This window comes from Kitasatospora sp. NBC_01539 (assembly GCF_045040525.1).
GTDB lineage: Bacteria > Actinomycetota > Actinomycetes > Streptomycetales > Streptomycetaceae > Kitasatospora.
Genome location: NZ_CP109390.1, coordinates 8482976 through 8507289 on the forward strand (window position 1 = coordinate 8482976; position 24314 = coordinate 8507289).

The 24314-nt window shown below is 73.7% G+C and carries 27 protein-coding genes; 14 read left to right on the plus strand and 13 right to left on the minus strand.

The window, feature by feature from the left end; translation table 11 throughout:
* Positions 1–111: 111 nt before the first annotated feature.
* From OG335_RS36760 to OG335_RS36775, 4 genes are all read right to left on the minus strand, one after another.
* Positions 112–552, minus strand: a complete 441-nt coding sequence (locus OG335_RS36760) for an SRPBCC domain-containing protein (RefSeq protein ID WP_405009537.1) — start codon at positions 550–552, stop codon at positions 112–114.
* Between the two features lie 129 nt (positions 553–681).
* Positions 682–1020: an ArsR/SmtB family transcription factor gene (locus tag OG335_RS36765; RefSeq protein WP_405009536.1), complete on the minus strand. Its 339-nt coding sequence runs from the start codon at positions 1018–1020 to the stop codon at positions 682–684.
* A complete protein-coding gene (locus tag OG335_RS36770; RefSeq protein ID WP_405009535.1) occupies positions 1017–1481 on the minus strand; it encodes an SRPBCC family protein in 465 nt (154 codons plus the stop codon). Before OG335_RS36770 ends, OG335_RS36765 begins: the two co-directional genes overlap by 4 nt.
* Before the next feature lie 219 nt (positions 1482–1700).
* Positions 1701–2354 carry a TetR/AcrR family transcriptional regulator gene (locus OG335_RS36775; protein ID WP_405009534.1) on the minus strand — a complete coding sequence of 218 codons (654 nt, stop codon included), beginning with the start codon at positions 2352–2354 and terminating at the stop codon, positions 1701–1703.
* An 85-nt stretch (positions 2355–2439) separates the two neighbouring features.
* Between OG335_RS36775 and OG335_RS36780 the strand changes: the two genes are divergently transcribed.
* The 4 genes from OG335_RS36780 to OG335_RS36795 all read left to right on the plus strand — a co-directional run bounded on the left by OG335_RS36780 (position 2440) and on the right by OG335_RS36795 (position 4935).
* Positions 2440–3381, plus strand: a complete 942-nt coding sequence (locus OG335_RS36780) for an aldo/keto reductase (RefSeq protein ID WP_405009533.1) — start codon at positions 2440–2442, stop codon at positions 3379–3381.
* Between the two features lie 75 nt (positions 3382–3456).
* Positions 3457–3771 carry a DUF2316 family protein gene (locus OG335_RS36785; RefSeq protein WP_405009532.1) on the plus strand — a complete coding sequence of 105 codons (315 nt, stop codon included), beginning with the start codon at positions 3457–3459 and terminating at the stop codon, positions 3769–3771.
* A 212-nt stretch (positions 3772–3983) separates the two neighbouring features.
* Positions 3984–4544, plus strand: coding sequence for a hypothetical protein (locus OG335_RS36790; RefSeq protein WP_405009531.1), 561 nt, complete (start codon positions 3984–3986; stop codon positions 4542–4544).
* A gap of 103 nt (positions 4545–4647) precedes the next feature.
* Complete coding sequence (locus OG335_RS36795; RefSeq protein ID WP_405009530.1) at positions 4648–4935, plus strand: DUF1905 domain-containing protein; 288 nt, start codon at positions 4648–4650, stop codon at positions 4933–4935.
* A gap of 106 nt (positions 4936–5041) precedes the next feature.
* On the opposite strand, the gene OG335_RS36800 is transcribed toward OG335_RS36795, so the two are convergent.
* Together OG335_RS36800 and OG335_RS36805 are read right to left on the minus strand one after the other, a co-directional pair.
* Positions 5042–5689: a dihydrofolate reductase family protein gene (locus tag OG335_RS36800; protein WP_405009529.1), complete on the minus strand. Its 648-nt coding sequence runs from the start codon at positions 5687–5689 to the stop codon at positions 5042–5044.
* A 205-nt stretch (positions 5690–5894) separates the two neighbouring features.
* The gene (locus OG335_RS36805) at positions 5895–6698 is read right to left on the minus strand and encodes an exodeoxyribonuclease III (protein WP_405009528.1); all 804 of its coding nucleotides are present in this window, start codon (positions 6696–6698) and stop codon (positions 5895–5897) included.
* Positions 6699–6959: 261 nt separating this feature from the next.
* Here OG335_RS36805 and OG335_RS36810 point away from each other — a divergent pair, with 261 nt between their 5' ends.
* Entirely contained in the window at positions 6960–7736 is a 777-nt protein-coding gene (locus tag OG335_RS36810) for a GntR family transcriptional regulator (RefSeq protein WP_405009527.1), read from the plus strand.
* Between the two features lie 111 nt (positions 7737–7847).
* On the opposite strand, the gene OG335_RS36815 is transcribed toward OG335_RS36810, so the two are convergent.
* Both OG335_RS36815 and OG335_RS36820 read right to left on the minus strand, forming a co-directional pair.
* The gene (locus tag OG335_RS36815) at positions 7848–9008 is read right to left on the minus strand and encodes an ROK family protein (RefSeq protein WP_405009526.1); all 1161 of its coding nucleotides are present in this window, start codon (positions 9006–9008) and stop codon (positions 7848–7850) included.
* Positions 9009–9343: 335 nt separating this feature from the next.
* A complete protein-coding gene (locus OG335_RS36820) occupies positions 9344–10015 on the minus strand; it encodes an enoyl-CoA hydratase-related protein (RefSeq protein ID WP_405009525.1) in 672 nt (223 codons plus the stop codon).
* A gap of 354 nt (positions 10016–10369) precedes the next feature.
* Between OG335_RS36820 and OG335_RS36825 the strand changes: the two genes are divergently transcribed.
* From OG335_RS36825 to OG335_RS36845, 5 genes are all read left to right on the plus strand, one after another.
* The gene (locus tag OG335_RS36825; protein WP_405015301.1) at positions 10370–11293 is read left to right on the plus strand and encodes an NADP-dependent oxidoreductase; all 924 of its coding nucleotides are present in this window, start codon (positions 10370–10372) and stop codon (positions 11291–11293) included.
* 458 nt (positions 11294–11751) lie between these two features.
* Positions 11752–13134: an alpha-amylase family protein gene (locus OG335_RS36830; RefSeq protein WP_405015300.1), complete on the plus strand. Its 1383-nt coding sequence runs from the start codon at positions 11752–11754 to the stop codon at positions 13132–13134.
* A gap of 323 nt (positions 13135–13457) precedes the next feature.
* On the plus strand, positions 13458–15593 hold the full coding sequence (locus OG335_RS36835) for an MMPL family transporter (RefSeq protein WP_405009524.1): 2136 nt from the start codon (positions 13458–13460) through the stop codon (positions 15591–15593).
* A gap of 205 nt (positions 15594–15798) precedes the next feature.
* On the plus strand, positions 15799–16089 hold the full coding sequence (locus OG335_RS36840) for a hypothetical protein (RefSeq protein ID WP_405009523.1): 291 nt from the start codon (positions 15799–15801) through the stop codon (positions 16087–16089).
* Positions 16090–16173: 84 nt separating this feature from the next.
* Complete coding sequence (locus OG335_RS36845; protein ID WP_405009522.1) at positions 16174–16893, plus strand: class I SAM-dependent methyltransferase; 720 nt, start codon at positions 16174–16176, stop codon at positions 16891–16893.
* A gap of 71 nt (positions 16894–16964) precedes the next feature.
* On the opposite strand, the gene OG335_RS36850 is transcribed toward OG335_RS36845, so the two are convergent.
* Positions 16965–18137 carry an RNA-guided endonuclease InsQ/TnpB family protein gene (locus OG335_RS36850; RefSeq protein WP_405009521.1) on the minus strand — a complete coding sequence of 391 codons (1173 nt, stop codon included), beginning with the start codon at positions 18135–18137 and terminating at the stop codon, positions 16965–16967.
* Positions 18138–18148: 11 nt separating this feature from the next.
* Here OG335_RS36850 and tnpA point away from each other — a divergent pair, with 11 nt between their 5' ends.
* Together tnpA and OG335_RS36860 are read left to right on the plus strand one after the other, a co-directional pair.
* Complete coding sequence (tnpA, locus tag OG335_RS36855) at positions 18149–18577, plus strand: IS200/IS605 family transposase (protein ID WP_405009520.1); 429 nt, start codon at positions 18149–18151, stop codon at positions 18575–18577.
* Positions 18578–18725: 148 nt separating this feature from the next.
* Positions 18726–19229, plus strand: coding sequence for a GNAT family N-acetyltransferase (locus OG335_RS36860; RefSeq protein ID WP_405009519.1), 504 nt, complete (start codon positions 18726–18728; stop codon positions 19227–19229).
* Between the two features lie 13 nt (positions 19230–19242).
* On the opposite strand, the gene OG335_RS36865 is transcribed toward OG335_RS36860, so the two are convergent.
* The gene (locus OG335_RS36865; protein WP_405015299.1) at positions 19243–19725 is read right to left on the minus strand and encodes a helix-turn-helix domain-containing protein; all 483 of its coding nucleotides are present in this window, start codon (positions 19723–19725) and stop codon (positions 19243–19245) included.
* 169 nt (positions 19726–19894) lie between these two features.
* On the opposite strand from OG335_RS36865, the gene OG335_RS36870 reads away from it, so the two are divergent.
* Together OG335_RS36870 and OG335_RS36875 are read left to right on the plus strand one after the other, a co-directional pair.
* A complete protein-coding gene (locus OG335_RS36870) occupies positions 19895–20611 on the plus strand; it encodes an AzlC family ABC transporter permease (protein WP_405009518.1) in 717 nt (238 codons plus the stop codon).
* Positions 20611–20919, plus strand: a complete 309-nt coding sequence (locus OG335_RS36875) for an AzlD domain-containing protein (protein WP_405009517.1) — start codon at positions 20611–20613, stop codon at positions 20917–20919. The genes OG335_RS36870 and OG335_RS36875 overlap by 1 nt, the downstream gene beginning before the upstream one ends.
* 16 nt (positions 20920–20935) lie before the next feature.
* Here the strand turns inward: OG335_RS36875 and bioD are convergent, their stop codons facing one another.
* The 3 genes from bioD to bioB are packed head-to-tail and all read right to left on the minus strand — an operon-like array spanning position 20936 to position 24221.
* A complete protein-coding gene (bioD, locus tag OG335_RS36880) occupies positions 20936–21676 on the minus strand; it encodes a dethiobiotin synthase (protein ID WP_405009516.1) in 741 nt (246 codons plus the stop codon).
* Positions 21673–22968 (minus strand): adenosylmethionine--8-amino-7-oxononanoate transaminase, encoded by a 1296-nt coding sequence (locus OG335_RS36885; RefSeq protein WP_405009515.1) that lies wholly within the window; start codon positions 22966–22968, stop codon positions 21673–21675. The genes bioD and OG335_RS36885 overlap by 4 nt, the downstream gene beginning before the upstream one ends.
* Complete coding sequence (gene bioB, locus OG335_RS36890; protein ID WP_405009514.1) at positions 22968–24221, minus strand: biotin synthase BioB; 1254 nt, start codon at positions 24219–24221, stop codon at positions 22968–22970. The genes OG335_RS36885 and bioB overlap by 1 nt, the downstream gene beginning before the upstream one ends.
* Between the last annotated feature and the right edge of the window lie 93 nt (positions 24222–24314).

The following is a 24314-nucleotide window of genomic DNA, read 5'->3' on the forward strand; positions in this document are numbered from 1 at the left end:
CGGGTGCCGGTCGGGCCGGTGAGGCCTTGTCGGGCGGCCTGCCGCGCCGACGCCCCGGACGGCCGCCCGCATGCACGCGGGCGGCCGTCCGGGGTGTCACGGCCGGTGTGGCTAGTGCCAGTTGCTGATCTGGACGTCGTGGGGCGAGGGCTCGCCCCTGCCGGTCTCGACCAGCTTCTTGAGGCTCATCAGGTAGATCGCCCACTTGGTGCTGCAGTGGTGCATGAACTCCACCGGCTCCCGCCAGCCCTCGTGCCGGAACAGGACGATCGTGTAGTCGTCCTCCTGCTTGAGCTCGAAGGCGACCTGCGTGCCGATCCACTCCTCGGGGCCCTCGACGACCTCCCAGAGCACGCGCTCCGAGGGCTCGGTCTCCAGCACCTTCATGTCGAACCCGCCGGGCAGGAAGCGGAATCGGACGATGCCTCCGGGGCTCGCGTCACCTTCCGTGTCCTCCGTCCACCAGCCCGCCAGGCCTTCGACGGTCGTCAGGGCCGCGTAGACGTCCTCGGGGGACGATGTGATGCCGATCCTGTGCAGGATGTCCACCATCTCGGTACCTCTCCCTGGTGCAGGCGCCCGCAGGCGGGCGCGGTTCGCCGGCGCCACCACGGTGGTGGCGACGTTCTGTTCGGTCTGTCTGTGTGTCTGTGGGGCGTTCGTGACGTGCGGGGTGCGGGGTCAGCCCTCCTGGCGGCGCTGGATCGCCTCGGCGATCCGCTTGATGCGGTGCAGCCGGGCGTCCCAGGCGGCTCCGACCGCGGACAGCTGGGCGACCGCACGGGCGAGTTGGGCCTCGTCGACCTCGTAACGGCGCTCGCGGCCGGACGGTGTGCCGTGGACCAGCCCCACCCGGTCGAGGACGCCGAGGTGTTTGGCGACCGCCTGCCGGGTGACCGGCAGTTGCTCGCTCAGCGTGGTCGCCGTCCCGCCGCCGCCGGTCAGCAGCAGGTCGAGCATCCGCCGTCGTATGGGATCGCCCACCGCGGACCAGAGTTCGTCGTCGACGGTGACGCTCACGGCGTCGACACCAGCCGGGCGACGTACGTGACGAGGCGGGGCAGGAAGTAGTCCCAGCCGTTGACGTGGTCGCGGTACTGCTCCTCCAGGACGGCGGCCTCCCAGCCCTTCTCCCGGAACCCCGTCTCGGTGAAGCGCAGCAGCGTGCCCGCGCCGGACGGGACCAGGTCGAAGATGACCAGGAGCGAGTTGGCCGGGGTCGCGGCCTCGTCCCGGTCGTAGACCCACCGGAAGGAGAACCGCCGGGGAGGATCGGCCTCGACCACGGTGAGCGGCACGACCGTCGCGTCCGGTGCGGACCGGTCTCCGAAGGTGACGACCCCGGTGGCACCGGGCACGGGCTTCAGCTCCGCCTCGTCCGGCCACCACTCCTGGAGGTGTTCGGGGGCGCTGACCACCTCGTAGACCACCTCGGGCGTGGCGTCGATGTGGATCTCCCGCTCGATGCTGCCGTACTCCATCGTGCCCCTCCGTCCTCTCGCAACCTTTGGTTGCGTATTACGGTAGACCGCTCCGCGGCCATGTGCAACCTTTGGTTGCTCAAGGGGTGGGCCGGATCGGCGGCCGGGGCGGACGCGCCGGGGCGACGGCGCAGGTGGAGGCCGCCGCGGGCGCCTGCCGGGTGCTGTCGAGCCCCACCCTCGGCACTGCGGCGGGGCGGGTGCCGGGCGGGCGCGTTCCTACCGGCCGGGGCGCGGCTGCAGTGCGTCGACGACGAGGTCGAGCAGCCGTGCGGTCCGCCCGGTGGCGCCGTCGGCGGCCGTCGACAGTGCGACCCCGAGCAGCATCGCGGTGACGTCCGCGGGGTCGACGTCGCCGCGGAGCGAGCCCGTCTTCGCGCCCGCCGCGAGGATCGTCGCGATCTCGGTGGTGATCCGCTCCCTGGTGGGCGGCGTGATCCGCCCCGCGGCCCAGCCGGTGCGGAGGGTGTCGATCATCCCGTGCTTCGCCGCGGCGAAGCGGGCGTACCGGCCCATCCACGCGCGCAGCGCCTCCTCGGGCGGGAGTTCTGCGAGCAGGCCGGGTGCGCTGGTGGTGACCTCGGTGAGTTCGACGGCGTAGACCGCCTCGACGAGCGCCTCGCGGGTGGGGAAGTGGCGGTACAGGGTGCCGATGCCGACCCCGGCCTCGCGGGCGATGTTCTCCAGCGGGACGGTGTCGTCGGCGGCGGCGAAGGAGGCCCGTGCGACGGCGACGAGCCTGTCGCGGTTGCGTCGCGCGTCGGCGCGCAGCGGGCGTTCGGCGGGGGAGGGTGCGCCGCCGGGGGTGCGGTCGGGGGTGTGGTCGAGAGCGCAGTCGGGGGCGCCTGCGGGGGTCGGGTCCGGGAGATTCAAAACGGAGGCACCTCCGGTAGTGCTACAGTCGAAAGACGGAGGCTCCTCCGCTTCCCTCATCCTCCCACACGGCAGGAGATCTGCGATGCCCACCGACACCCGCTCCCCCCACACCACGGCCACCGGCGCCCCGCGCCCCGGAGGCCCCGGCCTCCTCGGCGACCGCACCGTCTCCCGCGTCGGCTACGGCGCGATGCAGCTCGCCCGCCTGCGCGACGACCGCGGCGCGGCCGTCGCGCTCGTCCGCCGCGCGGTCGAGCTCGGCGTCGACCACATCGACACCGCCCAGTTCTACGGCGGCGGCCTCGTCAACGACCTCCTCCGCGAGGCGCTGCGCCCCGAGGACGACGTCCTCGTCGTGAGCAAGGTCGGCGCGGAGCCCGACCCGGTCGGCCCCCACCCGTTCCGCCCCGCGCAGCGCCCCGAGCAGCTGCGCGCAGGCGTCGAGGACAACCTCCGCGGCCTCGGCGTCGACCGGATCCCGGTCGTGAACCTCCGCCGCATCGACACCGGCCCCGGCCTGCGCGCCGAGGGCGACCAGGCGGTGGACCTCGACGACCAGCTCGCGGTCATGACCGCGATGCGCGACGAGGGCAAGATCGGCGCGATCGGCCTGAGCAGCGTGACCCTCGACGGGCTGCGCCGAGCGCTGCCCGCAGGCATCGTGTGCGTGCAGAACGCCTACAGCCTCGTCGCCCGCGACGACGAGGACATGCTCCGACTGTGCGCCGCCGAAGGCATCGCCTGGGTGCCGTACTTCCCCCTCGGCAGCGCCGTACCCAGCCTGCCGAAGGTGACCGACGAGTCGGCCGTCCGCGCCGCGGCGGAATCCCTGGGCTGCACGCCGTCGCAGGTCGGGCTCGCCTGGCTGCTCCGGCACGACCCGAACCTCCTCCTCATCCCCGGCACCGTGACCCCCGACCACCTGGAAGCGAACGTCGCCGCCGGCACGGTCACCCTCGACGACGCGACGCTCGCCGCGCTCGACGCCGTCCCGTCGCGTCCGGCGGTCATCGCCCGCGGCTGACCCGCCGGGGCGCGCCCGTCACGCGACCCGGGCCGTCGGGCCGCACCGCCGAACCTCCACCGAAGCGAGGCCGACATGACCCTGAATGCTGCCGAACGCCGCCGTACGAGCGAGGAGTTGGCGCAGAACCTCGCACTGTCCGGCCTGACGCCGCAGCAGGTGGCCCAGGACCTTCACCTCACGCCCCGGCAACTGCAGGCCGCACTCGACCTCGACCCCGCCGCCGGTCCGGTCGACGTGTGGTACCTGCGCGACCACCTCGAACAGGCGGTCCGTGACGCCGGCCGCGAGCCCGTCGCCCACACCGTCCTGACCGGGGAGGCCCGCCTCCTCGCCACCCGGTGGTTCCCGCTGCGCGAAGCACCCCGCCGCCCGCCCGCCGCGTCCTGACGCCCGGGCGGTCCTGACCCCACGCGCCCTGACCCCACGCGTCCCGACGCGGGGCCGTCCTGGGCCCGCACCATCCGGACCCACCATCCGGACCCCACCATCCGTCCTGACCCCGCCTCGTCCTGACCCCGGGCCGGGCGGCGCCCCCGTCGCGGCCGCGCCGGGTCCGCCCGGGGACTCCGCACGCCCGCACCCGACCGAAAGGCAGCTCCGTGCCCGACGCACGCGACATCCACCTCGGATTCAGGACGCTCGCCATCCTGCCGATCGTGCTGTTCCTCCCCACCCTCGTGTCCTTCGCCGTCGCCGAGCACGGCGTCGTCTGGCCCGAGTACACCGGCGTGCTCTTCCACCTCGCGATCCTCTTCCTGATCGCACGGATGGAGGCGCCGGTCTGGGCCAAGGCCGCCGGCTACAGCTGGATCGCGCTCGACGTCCTCACCGGCATCCTCGCCATCAACGGCGTCACCCACGACCTCACCTGGCCGATCCGGCTGGGCGGCCACGTCTTCGCCGGGATCTGGATCGCGGTCAGCTCCGCCTTCGCGCACCGGCCGGTGATCCGCGTCCTCGGGGCCCTCACCGGCGTGTGGCTCGCCGGCTACTCCTTCGTCGGCAACGTCGCGCCCGAGGAGGCCCTGTACCCCGCAGGTCTGCTCATCGTCGTCTGGTTCGGGGCCCTCGCCCTGCGGTACGAGCCCGCCGGCCGGCCGCCGGACACCTCCGCGGACCTCCACCTGCTCGACGCCCGCCGGATCCCCGACCACCCGTAGGGCGTTCCGGACCCGTCGCGGGCGGACCGCCGGCCCGTCCGTCCCGCGGCAACGCCTGTAGCCTGAGCCGGATCCGAGCCCCATCGAGAAGCGGACCGACCCCATGCGCCTCGTCTTCGACGGCCACGTCATCGAATGGCGTGGGCCCTCCCCGTACTACTTCGTCCCCGTGCCGGAGGAGCAGTCCGCGGACATCCGCGAGGTGGCGTCGAGGGCCACGTACGGCTGGGGCGTCGTGCCGGTCGAGGCCGGCATCGCCGGGACGGCCTTCACCACGTCCCTCATCCCGAGGGACGGCGGCTACCTGCTGCCGATCAAGGACGCCGTGCGCAAGCCGCTGGAGCTCCTGCCGGGCGACGCGGTCGCCGTGGAGATGACCGTCCGCCTCTGACCGCCCCGGGCGACGGCCCCGTAGCCGTACGGCTGCGGCTCTCGTACCCGGGCGCGGGCGCCGCCGGGCGGCGTCCGCGACGGTCGGCCGGTCGGCCGGTCGGGCCTCACTTCCGCCAGAAGAGGTGGTGCGTCACGCCGCTCGGGCTGGGCACGACGTCCTGGTGGAACCGGTCGAGCAGCTCATCGGGGGACTCCCACAGGCGGGTTCCGGACCCGAGCGCCGCCGGCACGACCGCCACGTGCAGGGTGTCGACGAGGTCGGCATCGAGGAACTGCCGGATGATCGTGGCCCCGCCGCCGAGCCGGACGTCCCGGCCCTGCGCCGCCTCCTTCGCCTGCGCGAGCACCGCGGCCGGGTCGCCGTCGACGAAGTGGAAGGTGGTGTCGGAGAGCGTGAACGACGGGCGGCCGTGGTGCGTCATGACGAACACCGGCGTGTGGAACGGGGGCTCGTCACCCCACCACCCCTGCCACTCGTGGTCCTGCCAGGGCCCGCGCTGCGGACCGAACTTGTTGCGGCCCATGATCTCGGCGCCGATGTTGCGGGCGTAGTCCCGCGTGATGTAGTCGTCGAGACCCCGGCTGCCACCGGGTCCGGAGCGGTCGACGGGCGGGTGGTCGGTGGCGATGGCCCAGGCGAACATGCTCCCCGGGTCGGCATGGCCGAACGGCCTCTCCAGGCTCTGGCCCTCGCCGGCACCGAACCCGTCGCTCGACACGGTGAAGTTCTGGACCCGCAGCAACTGGCTCATCCCGTTCCTCCTGCTTCGCGCTCGCTGCTCACCTGACGAACGGTAGACCGGCCGGGCCGGGAAAACCCGCCGCCGCATCGTGAAGCAGGTGCACGGTGACGGAGGGATCCCGGCCGTTCACCGGCGTCCGCCGGGTCCGCACCGACCCGACCCGACCGCCGGGGAGGTGGCCACGGGCAGCGCGGCCGTTCCGGCCGCGCTGCCGTCAGACCTTGTCGTCGTACGCCACGGTGACCGGCGCGTGGTCGGACCAGCGCTCGTCGTGGGTCGCGGCGCGCTCGGTCTCCGCCCAGAGCGCCCGTGCGGCCAGGCCGGGGGTGGTGATGTGGTAGTCGATGCGCCAGCCCGAGTCGTTGTCGAACGCCCGGCCGCGGTAGGACCACCACGAGTACGGGCCGGGCCGGTCGGGGTGGAGGCGGCGGACGACGTCGACGTAGCCGACCTCGTCGAAGAGGCGGGTGAGCCAGGCGCGCTCCTGGGGGAGGAAGCCGGCGTTCTTCTGGTTGGCGCGCCAGTTCTTGAGGTCGTCCTCGCGGTGGGCGATGTTCCAGTCGCCGCAGACGAGCACCTCGCGGCCGTCCTCGGCGGCCCGGCGCCGCAGGTCGTCGAGGTGGACGAGGAACTCCGCCATGAAGCGTTCCTTCTCGTCCTGGCGCTCGGTGCCGACCTCGCCGGACGGCAGGTAGAGGCTGGCGACGGTGAGGCCGGGCAGGTCGATCTCGGCGTACCGGCCGGAGCCGTCGAACTCGGTGGAGCCGAACCCGACGGCGGTGCGCTCGGGCGCGCGGCGGGATAGCACGGCGACCCCCGCGCGCCCCTTGGTCGCCGCGGGTGCCCACACGGCGTGCCAGCCGTCGAGGTCGCGGATCTCCGGGGGGAGCTGGCCGGGTTCGGCGCGGACCTCCTGCAGGCAGACCACGTCGGCCTTGGTGTCGGCGAGCCAGCCGACGAGGCCCTTCTTGGCGGCTGCACGGATGCCGTTGACGTTGACGGTTGAAACCACGATCACCCCGGGAGGGTACCGGGCGGCGGCCCGGATCGCCGAAGCGGCAGGCCCCGGGTGTGGCGGGGCCCACGAACGGCCGGGCCGCGGCAGGGGTCGGTCGGCGGCCCGTCATTGGTCTTGACCATGTCCTTCGGCACCCCCTAAGGTCACATACTGCAAAGACCTTTAATAAAGAAGGACGGATAAAGCCCACCCTCCCCACCTGCCGAAACAGGGGAGTGGTGGGCGGCCCACACCTTCAGGACCTTCAGGGTGGAGGACACGGTGGCGCAAGGACAGCTCACGGCGGCCCCGGAGCCGAAGTACTGGCACCTGCGCACCGTGTTGGTGCGCACCATCGACTCGGAGTTCTCCACGGGGCAGGTGCTGCCCAACGAGCGTGAGCTGGCAGCGCGCTTCGGGGTGGCCCGGGCGACACTGCGGCAGGCCCTCGACCAGCTGGAGCTGGAGGGCCGGCTCGTCCGCCGCCGCGGCATCGGCACCCTGATCGCCGCCCCGCGGGTCGGTGTGCCGGTGAGCAGTAGCGAGGAAGGCTGGCCGAGTGCCTCGCGCAGCCAGGCCTGGCGGGTGGTGGACTGCACGAGTGCCCCCGCCGCCGAGCGGCTCGCCGCCGAACTGGGCATCCCCCAGGGCGAGATCGTGCACACCGTGCGCCGGCTGCGGCTGGTGCAGGGCCGCGTGATGGCGACGGAGTCGCTGCACGTGCCCGACTCCGCGGTGCCGCACCTGCCCGCACTCCCGCAGCTCGTCGGTTCGACGGCCGAGGGCGAGCGCGCCCGTTCGGTGCTGCGCCAGCTGGAGCGGTGCGGGGTCGACGGGGAGTCGCGCACCGTGGAACTGGGCGTCGCCGAGGCCGAGCAGGCGGTCCTGCTGGAGCGTCCCCCGGGCACGCCGGTGCTGATCGTCACCACGCAGTACGCCGCGGCCGGCCGCCGGATCGCCCGTGCGGTCTGCACCTACCGTGCGGACACCTGCAAGCTCACGTTCGGCGAGGCCGGGGCCGTCGAGGTCACCCCGGTCGAGGCGGTCCGCTCCGCCTGAGCCCGCCCGCACCACCCGTACGCGGCGCCGGTCCCTTCGGGGGCGGGCGCCGCTGCACGTGGTGGCGGGCCGGGGCTGCACGTGGTGGCCGGCCGGGCCGCCGACGGCCGGTCAGCGGCTGCCGGTGCCGGGCGGGTCGACGGCGAAGAGCTGCACCTCGACGTGGTCGAGAGCGACCCGCAGCGCGCCCGTCGCCACGACCTCCGTGCCGAGCGTGGCGAGCGACACCTCGGGTGCGCGCAGCGTGAACTGCGCGAGCCGCTCGCGCAGCGGCTCCAGCACGCCGTCCAGCCCGGCCGCCCAGCCGCCGACCACGACCAGCTCCGGGTCGAGGGCGAGCACGAGCGCGGCGACGTCGTGGACGAGCCGTCGCATGAAGCGGTCCATCGCGACCTGGGCGACCTCGTCGCCCTCGCGGGCCAGCCGCAGCACGCGGGCCACGGCGGCCTCGTCCAGCGGGTCGAGGGGTTTGCCGGTGGTCGACAACAGCCGTTCGGGGGTGGCCTCCTGGCCGAGCAGGTGCAGGGCGCCGATCTCGCCGGCCGCGCCGCCGTAGCCGCGGTGCAGCCGCCCGTTGATCAGGGAGCCCGCACCCGGGCTGAGCCCGGCCATGACGAAGACGACGTCGCCCTTGCCGACGGCTGCGCCCTTCCAGTGCTCGGCGATCGCGGCGAGGTTGGCGTCGTTCTCGATGGTGACGGTGCAGCGGAACGAGCGGCGCAGCCGGGCGCCGAGGTCGAGGCCGGTCCAGCCGGGCATGGCGGTGCTGAGCTGCACGGTGCCCTCGCCGTCGACGATGCCGGGCGTGCCGACGGCGACCGCCCACAGGCTGTCGCGCGAGACACCGGCCTTGCGGAGCACCTCGGCGACCGTCGTGCGCATGACGCCGAGCCGCTCCTCGGCGTCGAGCGTCTCGTGAACGGGCTTGGCGTGGCTCGCGAGGATCTCGCCGGCGAGGTCGGCCAGCACCACGCGGACGTCGTGCACGCCGATCTCGATGCCCAGCACGTGGCCGGCCTCGGCACGGAAGCGGAACCAGCGGGCGGGGCGGCCGCGGCGGCCTCCGCCGTCCTGGCCGTTCTCGACCTCGGCGACGAGCCCGGCCTCCAACAGTCCCTCGATGACGCCCTCGACGGTGGGCCGGGAGAGCCCGGTGTCGCCGACCAGCCGGGTCAGGGTCACGGAGTGCCCGTCCCGCAGCGCCCGCAGGGTGACTGCCGCGTTGATACGACGCAGCAGTGAGGAGTCCCCGCCGGTGAGCCGATCCGTCAAGTCGCTGCCTTTCCCGCGTTCGCGCGACAGCTCTGGCGCGCGGTGCCGAGTGCGCGGTGACCTCCGTTGCCCCGCGAGAGCCCGCCGTCGGGCCGGTGCGGCACGTGGCCTCCCGGCGCCCTGGGCGTCAGCCGGATGGTACTCGGGCGCCCGTTCGGCCGCGAGCGTTTCCGCAGCTCATCATGGCTTCGGTATGGAAACGGTACTTAGCCGGTGATGCTCCCGTGCGTCCGCCGACCGGGAGGCGGGGGCTCCGGCGGCGGCCGGGTCCGGCGGGCCCGGCGACCGGGGTGGGAGGTCGACCGCCGGGTCCGGGCCGGGACGGTCCGGCGGCGTCAGCCGAGGGGGTTGTCCTCGGAGCGCAGGGTCTCCAGGGTGGTCGCGTACATGCGGGCCTTGATGGTGCCGAGCGTGGGGCCGGCCTTGGCGGCCTGGGCCCGTGCGATGCCGACGGCGGTCGGGCGTACGGCGTCCTCGCCCACCGCGTGGTCGACGACGGCGGCGGCCAGGGCGTCCGTGCCGCCGTAGCGCCGCGCGGTGGTCATGGCCTCGTGGGCGACCTGCGGTGCCAGCCGTGCCTGGATCAGGGCGGACATGCCGGGGGTGAAGGGGATGTCGATGTCGGCCTCGGGCAGGCACCAGAAGCCGCGGTCGGCGCGCATCACCCGGAAGTCGTGGGCGAGGGAGAGCATGGCTCCGGCGGCGTAGGTGTGCCCCTGGAGGGCGGCGACGGTGACCACGGGCAGCGACAGCATGCGGGCGAACAGCCGGTGCACCGACACGACGTACTCCTCGTACCGGTCCGCATTGGCGTAGAGCCACTCCAGGTCGAGGCCGTTGGAGTAGAACTTGCCGGTGGCGGCGGTCACGAGGGCGCGGGCCCCATCGGTCTTCTCCACCTCGTCGAGGGCGGCGTCGGCGGAGGCGATCCAGTCGGGGTGGAAGCGGTTCTCGCCGTCGCCGAGGTCGAGGACGAACACGTCGTCGTGGCGGTCGAGCACGGGCATGGTGGCTCCTTCGGCGGGGCGGACGGCGGGCCGGGGTGTGCGGCCCGGTCACGGGCCCTGCGGACACCGGGCACCGGGACCCTCACCTACCAGTCGGTAACATATGGCGCGCGACCGCGTGCGTGCAAGGTCCGCGGAGCGCCGTCCTGCGGGGCCCGGTTCGCGCGGGCGCCGACCCGGGGCGCCGACCCGGGGCGCGCGGGCGACCTCCGGCGGGGTGGCCCCTCGGCCGTGCGGTCGCCCGCCGCCCGCCCGTCGTGGTCCGATGGTGGTCGAGCCGGGCGTGGCGTCCCGCCCCGCCCACGAGCGCGCACGTGGAGGTTCACCATGGCCGGATCGTCCGACGCCGGGGTGATGAGAGCGGTCGCTTACCGCGAGTACGGCGGCAACGAGGTCCTTGCGACGACCACCCTGCCCCGCCCGAAGGTGGGGCCCGGCGAGGTGCTGATCAGGGTGCGGAGCGCCGCGGTCAACCCGGTCGACTGGAAGGTGATGGCGGGAGGGCTGGACGGGCTGATGGACATCGCCTTCCCGGCCGTGCCCGGCTGGGACGTCGCCGGCGTCGTGGAGCAGGTCGGTCTGGACACCCCCGAGTTCGCGCCCGGTGACGAGGTCTGCTCCTACGCCCGCCGCGATCACGTGCACGGCGGCACCTTCGCCGAGTTCGTGACGGTGGCCGCCCGCGACGTGGCCCTCAAGCCGGCCTCGCTCGGGTGGGACGAGGCCGCGGGCCTGCCGCTGGCCGGGCTGACGGCCCACCAGACGCTCACCCGGCTCGGGACGGGACCGGACGACGTCGTGCTGGTGCACGGCGCCGCGGGCGGCGTCGGGACGTTCGCCGTGCAGATCGCGGTGGCGCTGGGCGCCCGGGTGATCGGCACCGCGTCGCCGGCCAACCACGAGCGCCTGAGGGCGCTGGGTGCCGAGCCGGTGGCGTACGGCGAGGGCCTGGCGGAGCGGGTCCGCGGGCTGGCGCCGTCGGGGGTGACGGTCGTCGCGGACTACGTCGGCGGCGTCCTCGACACCACGCTGGCCGTGCTGCGGGAGGGCGGTCGGCACGCCTCGATCGCCGACGACCGGGTGGTCGGCGCGGGCGGGCAGTGGATGTGGGTGCGCCCGGACGGCGACGGACTGCGGGCGCTGGCCGTGCTGGTCGACGAGGGGCGGCTCGTGGTGCCGGTGGCGGCGGTGCTGCCGCTGGAGCGGACGGGCGAGGCGTTCGACCTGAGCCGCGAGGGCCACACCCACGGCAAGATCGTCATCCGGGTGTCCGACTGACCGCGGGCGCCTGCGGGCAGTCGTGCGCGGCCGGTGGGCCGCGGCGGCGCGGATCGCAGGGCATCTGACCCGCGACGCTGACGCCCCCGTCGCTTTCCGGCTCCGCGCCGGGTCGCGGCGGGGACGTCGCCGTGCCGTGCGGCGTCCGGCGCGGGCCGGAGCGGGGTGCGCTCCAGGGGTGTTCAGCAGCGTTCCCCGCGCGAAGTCTTGACGGCGATTCATCAAAACCGTACGTTCTGGGCTCGGAAAGTTTCCAGCAAATTTCAGGACTGTTTCGGAAATTCTCCGAATGACTTTGCATGCCCCTGTGTGCCCATGCGCCCCAGCCCAGCTCCCCGAGCTGCCCCCACCCGCAAGGAGACGCCGTGGACCGATCCGTACGCGAGCCGCAGCGCAGACGCGAGCCCCGGCGCGGGCACCGCAGGCCGCGCACCGCGGGCGTGCTCGCCACCGCCGCCGTGCTGAGCCTCCCGCTCGGCGCGGGCCTCGCCCAGGCCCCCGCCGCGCACGCCACCCCGCCCGGTGCCAGGACGGTGACCGCCACGCTGTTCGAGTGGACGTTCGCCTCGGTCGCCAAGGAGTGCACCGCCACGCTCGGCCCGAAGGGCTACGGCTACGTCGAGGTCTCCCCGCCCCAGGAGCACGTCCAGGGGGCGCAGTGGTGGACCTCCTACCAGCCCGTCGGCTACCGGATCGCCGGCCGGCTCGGTGACGCCACCGCCTTCAAGGCCATGGTGAACACCTGCCACGCGGCGGGCGTCAAGGTCGTCGCCGACGCGGTGGTGAACCACATGAGCGCAGGGTCCGGCACCGGCACCGGCGGCACCGCCTACACCAAGTACAACTACCCCGGCTACTACCAGACCCAGGACTTCCACTCCTGCCGCACGAACATCAGCGACTACGGCAACCGCGGCAACGTGCAGAACTGCGAGCTCTCCGGGCTGGCCGACCTCGACACCGGCAGCGACTACGTGCGCTCCACGATCGCGGCCTACCTCAACACGCTGATCGCCGCGGGCGTGGACGGCTTCCGCATCGACGCCGCCAAGCACATGGCCGCGGCCGATCTGGCGGCGATCAAGGCCAAGTTGAGCAAGCCGGGCATCTACTGGGTCCAGGAGGTGATCTACGGCTCCGGCGAGGCCGTCCAGCCGGGGGAGTACACCGGCACCGGGGACGTGGACGCGTTCCAGGGCGCGTACGACCTCAAGCGGATCTTCACCTCCGAGAAGCTCGCCTACCTGAGCAACTGGAACGACTCCTGGGGCGCGGGCTACCTGCCGGGCGCCAGCGCCCGTACCTTCACGGACAACTGGGACACCGAGCGCAACGGCTCCACGCTCAACTACACGTACGGCTCCACCTACACCCTCGCCAACGTCTACATGCTGGCCTGGCCGTACGGCTCGCCCAACGTCCACTCCGGCTACGAGTTCTCGAACGCCGACGCCGGCCCGCCCAACGGCGGCACCGTCAACGCCTGCTTCTCCGACGGCTGGAAGTGTCAGCACAAGTGGCGGCAGATCGCCAACATGGTGGGCTTCCGCAACGCCGTCGCGGGCGCCTCGGTGACGAACTGGTGGTCCAACGGCAACAACGCCATCGCCTTCGGCCGCGGCGGCAAGGGGTACGTCGCCGTCAACCGCGAGTCGGGCGCGATCAGCCGGACGTTCCAGACCTCGCTGCCGGCCGGCACCTACTGCGACGTCCAGCACGGCGACCCGACCGCCGGCGGCGGCTGCACCGGACCCACCTACACCGTCGGCTCGACCGGCACCTTCACCGCCACCGTCGGGGCGGGTGACGCGGTGGCGCTCTACGTCGGGGCCACGGCGTAGCGCCGACCCCGGAGCCGTGACCGCGGGGTCCGGTGCGCGCTGTGCGAGCAGCGCGGACCGGGCCCCGCGGCGCAGGCGGGGCGGCGGGCCCGGCGGTGGCTGGGTGGCAGCGGGCGGCGGTGGCGGCGAGGAGGCCGGATCATTCGATGCACGATCGATGCGACACCGGTGTGAGGCGCATTCGGTCCAGGATCGCGGGCAGACGGGGCGGGTGTCGGCGTCCGCGGGTCCCCGGTGCTGTGGTTCACCGATAAAGACTCTCAATCATTGAGATACCATCGGCCGTCCGGTCTTTCACAGCACGCCCGAAGGGCTCCTTCGCCATGCTCGCCAACCGACGTCGCCTCAGACTCCTCCTGCCCCTCGCCCTCCTGATCACCTGGCTCGCCCTGGGCGGCGCGTTCGGCTCCTACGCCGGAAAACTGTCCGAGGTCGCGACCAACGACAACGCCGCGTTCCTCCCCCGGAGCGCCGAGTCCACCGAGGTCGTCCGCCTCGACAAGGGATTCCAGGCCGACTCCACCCTCCCCGTGATCGTCATCTGGGAACACAGCGGCGGCGGCGCCCTGGAGCCCGCCCAGCAGGAGGCCGCAGGCCGCGCGATCGAGTCCGCCGCCTCCGTGCCCGGCGCCGTCGGCCGACCGTCGCCGGTCATCCCGTCGTCCGACGGCAAGGCCGCCGAGGCGATCCTCCAGCTCCGCGCCGACCTCGGCACCGCCACCCCGGACAGCGTGGACGCGATCCGCGGCCTGGCCGAGAAGGTGCCCGGCACCACCGTCGCCATCGCCGGACCGGCAGCCATCCAGGCCGACCTCTCCGGGGCCTTCGCCGGCATCGACGGCCTGCTCCTCGGCGTCGCCCTCGGCGTCGTGCTGATCATCCTGCTCGCCGTCTACCGCAGCGTCCTGCTGCCCTTCCTCGTCATCCTCGGCGCCGTCTTCGCCCTCGGCGTCTCCTGCGCCGTCGTCTACGTGCTCGCCGACCACGGCATCGTCCGCGTCGACGGGCAGGTCCAGGGCCTGCTGTCGATCCTGGTCATCGGCGCCGCCACGGACTACGCGCTGCTCCTCTCCGCGCGGTTCCGGGAGGAGCTCCAGCAGCACGGCGACCGCTTCACCGCCATGCGCATCGCCTGGCGGCAGTCGCTCGAACCCATCGCCGCGTCCGGCATGACCGTGGCCCTCGGCCTGCTCGTCCTGCTGCTCTCCGACCTCACCAACAACCGCGCCCTCGGCCCGGTCGGCGCCATCGGCATCGTGTGCTCCGTCCTGTCGGCCCTCACCTTCCTGCCCGCCGCGCTGGTGCTGCTCGGCCGCGCCGCCTACTGGCCCGCCCGTCCGCCCGCCGACGGCACCGCCCCGGTGCACGGCATCTGGCGCAGGGTCGCCGCGATCGTCGGCCGCCGCCCCCGTACCACCTGGGCGGCCAGCCTCGTCGTCCTCACCGCCCTGGCCGCGTTCGCCCCCGCGCTCGACAGCAGCGGCGTGCCGCAGACCGAGCTCTTCATCAAGGAGCAGCCCTCCGTCACCGCGCAGAAGGTCCTGTCGGCGCACTTCCCCGGCGGCTCCGGCAACCCGGCGGTGATCGTCACCTCCGTCGGCGGCGCCGACGCCGTCGCCGCGGCCGCCCGCACGGTGCCCGGCGTGACCTCCGTCCGCCCGTACACCGGCGGCGACCCGTCCGCCCCCGCGAAGACGGTCGACGGCAGGGTCCGCCTGGACGCGACGCTGAACGACCCGGCCGACAGCGACGCCGCCGTCGCCACCGTGCAGCGGCTGCGCGCCGCCGTGCACGCGGTGCCCGGCTCCGACGCCCGCGTCGGCGGCTACACCGCCCAGCAGTACGACACCCGGACCACCGCCCGGCACGACCGTGCGGTCATCATCCCGGTCGTCCTCGTCTGCATCCTCGCCGTCCTCGTGCTGCTGCTGCGCTCCCTGCTCGCGCCCGTGCTGCTCGCCGCGACCGTGGCCCTCTCCTACCTGGCCACGCTCGGCGTCTCGGCGATCGTCTTCCCGCACGTCTTCGGCTTCAGCGCGACGGACCCCTCCGTGCCGCTGTACGGCTTCGTCTTCCTCGTCGCCCTCGGCGTCGACTACAACATCTTCCTGATGACCCGGGTCCGCGAGGAGGCCCTCCGGCACGGCACCCGGGAGGGCGTGCTGCGCGGCCTCACCGCGACCGGCGGCGTGATCACCTCGGCGGGCGTCGTGCTCGCGGCGACGTTCGCCGCCCTGGGCGTCATCCCGCTCGCGTTCCTCGCCCAGATCGCGTTCATCGTCGCCTTCGGCGTCCTGCTCGACACGCTGCTCGTGCGCTCGCTCCTCGTCCCCGCGCTCGTGCACGACCTCGGCGACCGCGTCTGGTGGCCCGCACGCCTGCCCGCCCCGGCCGCCGCCCGCACGGGCCCGGACGACACGGCGGACTCCGCCGGGCTCCCCGAGGACGCCCACCGGTAGCCGAACCCGCCGCCGGCGTGCTGCCCCGGCCCTGCCCGCGCACCGGACCGACCGGTGCGCGGGCAGGGCCGTCCGCGCGTCCGGCACCGGTCCCGTCCGGCCCGGCTCCCGCTGCGCAGGCGGAGCGGGAGTGCCCGGGTCCAGAGTGGAAGGTGGCTCCCGGCAGCACACGGGGGAGCGGTCCCGACGGAAGGCGGCCCCGACGATGGCCAGGATCGTGGTGATGCTGGAGATCGAGGAGCTCGACGCCGCGCGCGACCTCGGTGGCGGCGAGCACCCCACGCCGGGCAGGGCCGCGCTGGTCGTCCACGCGGCCGGGCCCGCAGCCGACCCGTCCCGGGCAGGGCCGCGGACCTTCTGCGGGCTGGACACGGCCGGGCTGCAGCGCGACCCGGCGCAGCCCGACGACGCCGACGGCGAGTGGTACCCGGCGCGCTGGGCCCAGCGGGTCTGCGACGACTGCGCCGCGGCCGTGCACCACCTCACCGCATACTGAACCCGGCAGCCGTCGGCCTCCGCCGACGGCTCCGGGCGTCGGCGGCGGCGCTCCGGCCGGTCGCCGGCCCTCTATGCTGCGGGCATGCCGAACGAGACCCCCACCCTTCCGGACCGGGCCGCTCCCGTGGACGCGGCCTTCGTCCGCAGGGAGACCAGCCCGGCGCTCGTTCCCTTCGTGCCCGAGGTCAGCCTGCACATGGCGGACGACGCCATCACGCTGTGGGAGACCACGGAGTCGGCGCGCGGCGAGGTCGGCCTGCCGCCGCCGTTCTGGGCGTTCGCCTGGGCGGGCGGTGTGGCGGTGGCCCGGTACGTCCTCGACCACCCCGGGCTGGTGCGGGGCCGGACGGTCCTCGACGTGGCGGCCGGCTCCGGTCTGGTGGGCATCGCGGCGGCGCTGGCCGGTGCCGCGGCGGTGCGTGCCGCGGAGATCGACGCCTACGCGGTGGCGGCGGTCGGGATCAACGCCGAGGCGAACGGCGTGCACGTCGACGCGGCCGTCGAGGACCTCCTCGACGGCGATGGCGGACCCGCCGAGGTCGTGCTCGCCGGGGACGTCTTCTACGAGCGCGCGATGGCGGCGCGCTTCCTGCCGTTCCTGGAGCGCGCCCTGGCCCGCGGTGCCGTCGTCGTGGTCGGCGACCCGGGCCGGGCCTACCTGCCGCGGGAGCGGTTCACGGAACTGGCCTCGTACGAGGTGCCGGTCGTGGCGGATCTGGAGGACACGGCGCTCAAGCGCACCACCGTCTGGCAGCTCGTGCCCCTCGCCGCCGGCGGGGCGGCGTCCGAGCGGTCAACTTGACCTGGCCGTGAGCGGCCGGGTTTGTGGGTAGGGCGCGACTGGCTGTCGCGTGGCCTCCCACGTCTGAGCACCTATACGGGTGCTGGGACGCGTGACTCACGCCCCGCTGTCCACATAATCTCGCCCTTGCGAGCGATGTTGCGGGACGCGTTGTCGTCCGCGTGTGCCATGAACCCGCAGGCCAGGCAGGCGAACTCGGATTGCTTCGACCGGTTCTTCCGGTCGATGTGTCCGCATTGGGAACACTGCTGGCTGGTGTACGCCGGGTCGACATACACCAGCGGCACCCCAACCCGGCGCGCCTTGTACTCCACGAAGGCAGCGAGCTGGTGGAAGCTCCACGAGTGCAGCGAGGTCCGCTGGTCCTTTCGGAGCCGTACCCGGCTTCGGATGCCCGTGAGGTCTTCCAGGGCGATCCCGTGGCCGGTGCGTTCAGCGGTCGTGACGATGGTCTTCGAGACGATGTGGTTGACGTTCGCGGTGTGCCGGGCCTCGGCGCGGCGGCGCCTCTTGAGCAGCCGCTTCGCGGACTTGGTGTCCTTGGCCTGCAACTTCTTCCGCAGGTCGAGTTGCCGTGTGCGACGGCGGTTCAGGCCGCGTCCGGTGGCCCGGTATCCGGTGCTGGTGGTGGCGATGTTGGCGATCCCGAGATCCACACCGACGAATCCGGTCGGCGTCCCGTTTGGAGGCGCCTCGGGGACGTCGCAGGTCGCGATCAGGTAGAACGACCCGTCACGCTCGATCAGATCCGACTCACCCTGACGGTAGTCGCGCAGCATCTTCAACGCGTCCGGCGAGCACGTGAACCGAACGCCCTTCAACCGGCCGCCCGTCGTCCACAGTGACACCGTCTTCGCATCCAACTGCCATGACAGACAGCGATCGTCATAGGGCTGAGCGGCCTTCAGCCGGAACGCGATCGGCTTGGACTCCGCCTTGGTCCGACGTTTCGAACCCGGCTTCCCGAGGTTCCCGGCCTTGATGTTGGCCTTCAACGTCGCATAGGCATGGCACGTCTTCCTGATCACGTGCTGTGCGACCTGAGCCCCGAGCCCACGCGCCTTCAACTCCGCGTAGGTGTGCTTGCGCAGCTCGTACTCACGAGGGACACCGCGCTCGAACGCCACGGACGACACCCAGCACGCCGCATCGTTGACCGCGCGCAGGGTGGAGCGCAGCGCGGCGACCTGGTCGGCCTCCGGCAACAGCTTCACCTGCGTCACGATCTTCACGAGCAAGACCATAGCATTGATCTATGTCACCACGATGGGAACCAAACCCCAGCATCCGCAGGGGTCGTAGCGTCGTCTACACCCTGCACGCTCATTTGGTCTTCACCCCGAAATATCGACGCGGACCGTTCACCGACGAGATCCTGACGCGCTGCGAAGAGGTCATGCGCGCCGTGTGCGCGGACTTCGAAACCGAGCTGGTCGAGTTCAACGGCGAACGTGATCACGTACATCTGCTGGTTCACTACCCGCCGAAGGTCGCCTTGTCACGACTGGTCGGATCACTCAAGGGCGTATCCGCGCGCCGACTGCGCCAGGAGTATCCCGACCACATCCGCCGGTACCTGTGGGGAACGCACTTCTGGTCACCGTCCTACTTCGCCGCATCCTGCGGTGGCGCACCCCTGAGCATCATCAAGGAGTACATCGAGAACCAGAAGCAGCCCGTCTAACCGTCACTACGGAGGCGCACAACACTCCGGCGCTCCGCGCCTCCGAGCCCAGAAAGCGATTCCTCCCGGCCATGAACGGCCGGAGTTCCTCGCTAGATCCCGCTGAAAACGCCGGGCCGCCGGGCGGTGCGGCTGCTAGACAGTCCGCATGAACGAGAGCCCCGCGGCGGACGCCCGGACCCAGGACCGCAGCGCCACCGACCCGGCCGACCCGGTCGGCCCGGACGGCCGTGCCGTGCGGATCCGGGCTGCGGTGTCGGCGGACGTCCCCGCCCTGCTGGAGTTCTGGGCCCGGGCGGCGGAGGGCGCGAGCATCACCGACGACACGGCGGGCGTCGCCGGTCTGGTCGCGCGCGACCCGGAGGCCCTGCTGGTCGCGGAGGTCGGCGGGGTGCTCGCGGGCACCGTGATCGCCGGGTTCGACGGCTGGCGCTGCCACCTCTACCGCCTCGCGGTCGCCCCGGACCTGCGGCGCCGCGGCGTCGGGGCGGCCCTGGTGGCGGCGGCCGAGCGGCGGTTCGCGGCACTGGGCGGGCGCCGAGCGGATGCCATGGTGCTGCAGCACAACGACCTCGGCCGCCGTGCGTGGGAGGCCGCGGGCTACCGGCCCGAGGAGCAGTGGCGGCGCTGGGTGAAGCCCCTGGAGGGCTGACCGCCGCCGGCCGTCAGACGTGCTCCATGACGATCACCGCCGCGGTGCCGGGCGCGAGCGCCTCGAAGACGTGCAGGGCGTCGCCCGGGTAGGTGACGTAGTCGCCGGGGCCGAGCTCGACCGGTGCCTCGACCGGGCCGACCAGTGCGCGCCCGGCGCCGAGCACGAGGTGCTCGACCGAGCCCGGGATGTGCGGATCGGAGATCCGGGGCTCGCCGGGCTCGGCGGTGATCCGGTAGATGTCGCGGCGGGCGCCGGGCGGGCAGGAGGCGAGCAGGGTCGCCGCGTAGTCGGCGCGCTCGGCGTAGGTGACCGGCCCCTCCCCGGCGCGGATGACCCGCACGTGGGGTCGCGGCGGGTCGACGAGCCGGCTGAACGGCACCTCCAGTGCGGCGCCCAGCGCCCACAGGGTCTCCACGCTGGGGTTGCCCGCGCCCGACTCCAGCTGGGAGAGCGTCGACTTGGCGATCCCGGCCCGCCGGGCCAGCTCGGCCATGGAGAGTCCGGCCCGCTCGCGCTCCCGGCGGATCGAGGCGGAGATCAGGGCGATGAGGTCGAGCGAGGAACGGTGTCCGCCCGCTGCCGACGCGTTGTCCACGTGTTCGCTCCAGACTGCCGATCGTTCGACTTGACGAACGGCGGTGATGCTGTTCATTCTAATGGACATGCGTTCGGTATTGCGAACACTCGATCGCGGCACGCTCCGCGACATCGCCCTCGTCTGTCTCGCCGACGCCCTCGTGGGGGCGTCCTTCGGCGCGATCGCGGTCTCCGGCGGCCTGCCGCCGTGGGTGCCGGTCGTGATGTCCCTGCTGGTCTTCGCCGGCGGCTCGCAGTTCGCCGCGGTCGGCGTGGTGCTGGCCGGCGGCGGCCCGGTCGCCGCCGTCGTGACCGGCCTGGTGCTGAACGCCCGCCTCCTGCCGTTCGGCTTCGCGGTCGGTGACGTCCTCGGCGGCCGGTGGCGCGACCGCCTGCTCGGCAGCCACCTGCTGACCGACGAGTCCACCGCCTTCACCCTGCTCCAGCGCGACCCGGCCGCCCGCCGCGCCGCCTACTGGATATCCGGCGCGGCGCTGTTCGCCTTCTGGAACATCGCCGTCCTGCTCGGTGCGCTGGCCGGCGGCGTCATCGGCGACACCGACGCCCTCGGGCTGGACGCGGCCTTCCCGGCCGTCCTCCTCGCCCTCGTCCTGCCCTCGCTCGGCGACCGCTCGGTCCGCAACCCGGCCCTCCTCGGCGCGGTGCTCGCGGTCGGCGCGACACCGTTCCTGCCTGCCGGACTGCCGGTGCTGTGCGCACTGCTCGCGCTCCTGCCCGCCGTCCGCTCGGCACTCCGGGCCGCACCCGCCCGGGCCGTCGCCACCGCGGGGGAGGCCCGCTGATGCCGCTGCCCGCCATCCTCCTGCTCGCCCTCGGCACGTACGGCCTGCGGCTGGCCGGGCCGCTGCTCCGCGACCGGCTCCGGCTCTCCGCCGGCCTGGAGCAGCTGTTGTCGACGGCCACCGCCGTCCTGCTCATCGCCCTGGTGGCCACCGCGGCCCTCACCCAGGCGCAGGGCTTCGCCGGCTGGGCCCGCCCGGCCGGGGTGCTCGTCGCCGGGGTCCTCGTGCTGCGCCGGGCGCCGTTCCCGCTGGTGGTGGTGGCCGCGGCGGCGACCACGGCGCTGCTCCGGCTCGGCGGGGTGCCGTGACCCCGGGCCCGTCCCGCTACCGCCCCGGTGCGGCCACCGCGTGCGCGGCGGTGAACGCCGCCGCGTCCCAGGTGCCGCCCAGCGCGGGCGCCAGTGCCGTGCGGGCCGCTGCGGTGAACGGCGCGCCGCCGACCGCCGCCGCACCCAGCGGGAGCGCGCCGAGCAGGGGTGCACCCGCCGCGGTCGGCAGGTCGGCCAGGTTGCAGCGCATCGCGAGGTCCGGCTCGGCGGGCCAGGAACCGATCACCACGCCGCGCAGGTCCAGCCCGCGCGCCCGCAGCGCCTCCGCGGTCAGCGCGGTGGTGTTGAGGGTGCCGAGGCCCGCCGAGGCGACCAGCAGCACGGCCGGCGCCAGACCCAGCGCGGCGGCCGCCCGGGCCATGTCGGCGAGGGTGCGGCCCTCGTCGTCGTAGCGGACGAGCAGCCCGCCCGCGCCCTCCACCAGCACCAGCGCGTGCTCCGCGGCGAGTTCGGCCACGGCCTCGGCGACCTGCCCGGGGCCGACGGGCGGCAGGCCGGAGCGCCGGGCCGCCGTGTCGGGGGCCAGGGGCTCGGGGTAGCGGGCGAGTTCGCGCACGGTGAGCTCGCGGCCCGTCAGCCGGAGCACCTCGGCGACGTCACCGGGCTCGCCCGGGGCGACACCGGTCTGCCCCGGCTTCAGGACGGCCACCGGGCCGTCCGCGAGGGCGGCGACCGCCGCGGTGGCGACGGTCTTGCCGACCTCCGTCCCGGTGCCGGTCACGAAGAGCACGGTCATCCGGCCACCGCCGCCGCGGTCACCCCGGCGGTGATCCGCGCCAGGTCGTCGTCGCCGGTCACGTACGGCGGCATGGTGTAGACGAGGTCGCGGAACGGCCGCAGCCACACGCCCTCCCGGGCGGCGGCCTCGGTGGCGGCCCGCATGTCGACCGGGTGGTCGAGCTGGACGACGCCGATCGCGCCGAGCACCCGCACGTCGCGGACGCCCGGTGCCCCGGCGAGCGGGGCGAGGCCCGCGACCAGGCCGGCCCCGATCCGCTTGACCTCCTGTGCCCAGTCCTGGCCGAGGAGCAGGTCGAGGGAGGCGTTGGCGGCGGCCGCGGCCAGCGGGTTGCCCATGAAGGTCGGGCCGTGGGCGAGTACCGGCACCTCGCCGCGGCTGATCCCGTCCGCGATCTCGGCGGTGCACAGGGTCGCCGCCATCGTCAGGTACCCGCCGGTGAGGGCCTTGCCCAGGCACATGACGTCGGGCGACACCGCGGCGTGGTCGGCGGCGAAGAGCGCGCCGCTGCGGCCGAAGCCGGTCGCGATCTCGTCGAACACGAGCAGCACGCCGTGCGCGTCGCACAGCTCGCGCAGCAGGCGCAGGTACGCGGGGGAGTGGAAGCGCATGCCGCCCGCGCCCTGCACGACCGGCTCGACGATGACGGCGGCGAGCTCGTCGGCGTGCCGCTCGACCAGGTCGGCGAGCGAGGCGGCGTACGCCTCGTCGACGGGGGCGTCGAACCCGGCGGGCGGCTCGCCGGCGAAGAGCTGCCGCGGCAGCACCCCGCCCCACAGCTGGTGCATGCCGCCCTCGGGGTCGCACACCGACATGGGGTGGAAGGTGTCGCCGTGGTAGCCGCCGCGCCAGGTCAGCACCCGGCGCTTGGCCGGCCGGCCCACCGACCGCCAGTACTGCAGGCACATCTTCAGCGCGACCTCGACGGCCACCGACCCGGAGTCCGCCAGGAAGACGTGCTGCAGCGGCGCAGGCGTGATCTCCACGAGCCTGGCCGCCAGCCGGACGGCGGGCTCGTGGGTGAGGCCGCCGAACATGACGTGGCTCATCCGGCCGAGCTGGTCGCGCACGGCCTCGTCGAGCACGGGGTGCCGGTAGCCGTGGATCGCGGCCCACCAGGACGACATGCCGTCGACGAGTTCGCGGTGCCCGGCGACCGGCTCGGCGAGCCGCAGCCGCACCCCGGACGCGGACTCCACCACGTACGGGGTGACGGTGCCGGGCATCGGCCCGTACGGGTGCCAGACGTGCGCCCGGTCGAGGTCGAGCAGCTGGTGCACGTCGCCCATCAGGCGTTCGGCGCCAGCTCGGTGCCGGCGCCGCGCCGGCGCACCCGGACGAGGTCGGTGCGGGCCTCGTCGGCCTCCTCCCCGGCCGGGGCGGGGACGTGTCCGCCGCAGGGGCCGCAGCCGCCGCTGCCGCAGGCGTGCCCGCCGTCCGCGGCGTCCGCCGCCGTACCGGCCCCGGACGCCGCGGAGCCGCAGCCGCCCGGGGTGGCGGTGCCGCAGCCGTGCTCGCTCGCCGCAGCGGCGGCGTCGGCCCGGTGCCGGGGCAGGGTGGCCTCGCCCGCGCCCTCGACGGTGAAGCCGGCGTCCTTGATCATGTCGAGGTCGGCCTGCCCGGCCTGGCCCTCACTGGTGAGGTAGTCGCCGAGGAAGATCGAGTTGGCGATCTCCAGGCCGAGCGGCTGCAGGCTGCGCAGGTGCACCTCGCGGCCGCCGGCGATCCGCACCTCGACGTCGGGGCAGACGAAGCGGACCATCGCCAGGATGCGCAGGCAGCGCTGAGGGGTGAGGTTCCACTCCTGGGCGAGCGGCGTTCCCTCGAACGGGATCAGGAAGTTGACCGGCACGGAGTCCGAGCCGATCTCGCGCAGCGCGAAGACCACGTCGACGAGGTCGGCGTCGCTCTCGCCCATGCCCGCGATGAGGCCCGAGCACGCCGACAGGCCCGCGCCGTGTGCCTTGGCGACGGTGTCGACGCGGTCCGCGTAGGTGTGGGTGGTGGTGATGTCGCCGTACGTCGCCTCGGAGGTGTTGAGGTTGTGGTTGTAGGCGTCGGCACCGGCCGCCTTCAGGCGCTCGGCCTGGTTGTCGGAGAGCAGGCCCAGGCAGGCGCACACCTCGACCTGCTCGTCGGCGTCCTTGATGGCGGCGATGGTGTCGCTGACCCGGTCGATGTCGCGGTCCGTCGGGCCGCGCCCGCTGGCGACCAGGCAGACCCGCTTGGCGCCGCCCGCCACGCCCGCCCTGGCGGCCTCGGCGGCCTGCTCCGGCTTCAGCCAGGTGTACTTGAGGATCTCCGCCTTCGAGCCGAGCCGCTGCGAACAGTAGGAGCAGTCCTCCGGGCAGAGGCCGCTCTTGAGGTTCACCAGGTAGTTGAGCTTGACGCGCCGTCCGAACCACTGGCGGCGCACCTTGCCGGCGGCCGAGACGACGTCGAGCAGTTCGTCGTCGGTGGTGGCGAGGACGGCCAGGGCCTCCTCCCGGGTGGGGAGTTCCCGGCGCAGGCCCTTGGCGGTGAGGGTGTCGAGCAGATCCATGCGCTCGATCCTGCCCGGGGCACGTCGCGTTCCGCCAGAGGGAACCCGCCAGAAGATCGGCGCGGCGGTGTGCGAGTTGTCACAGTGCCGCCG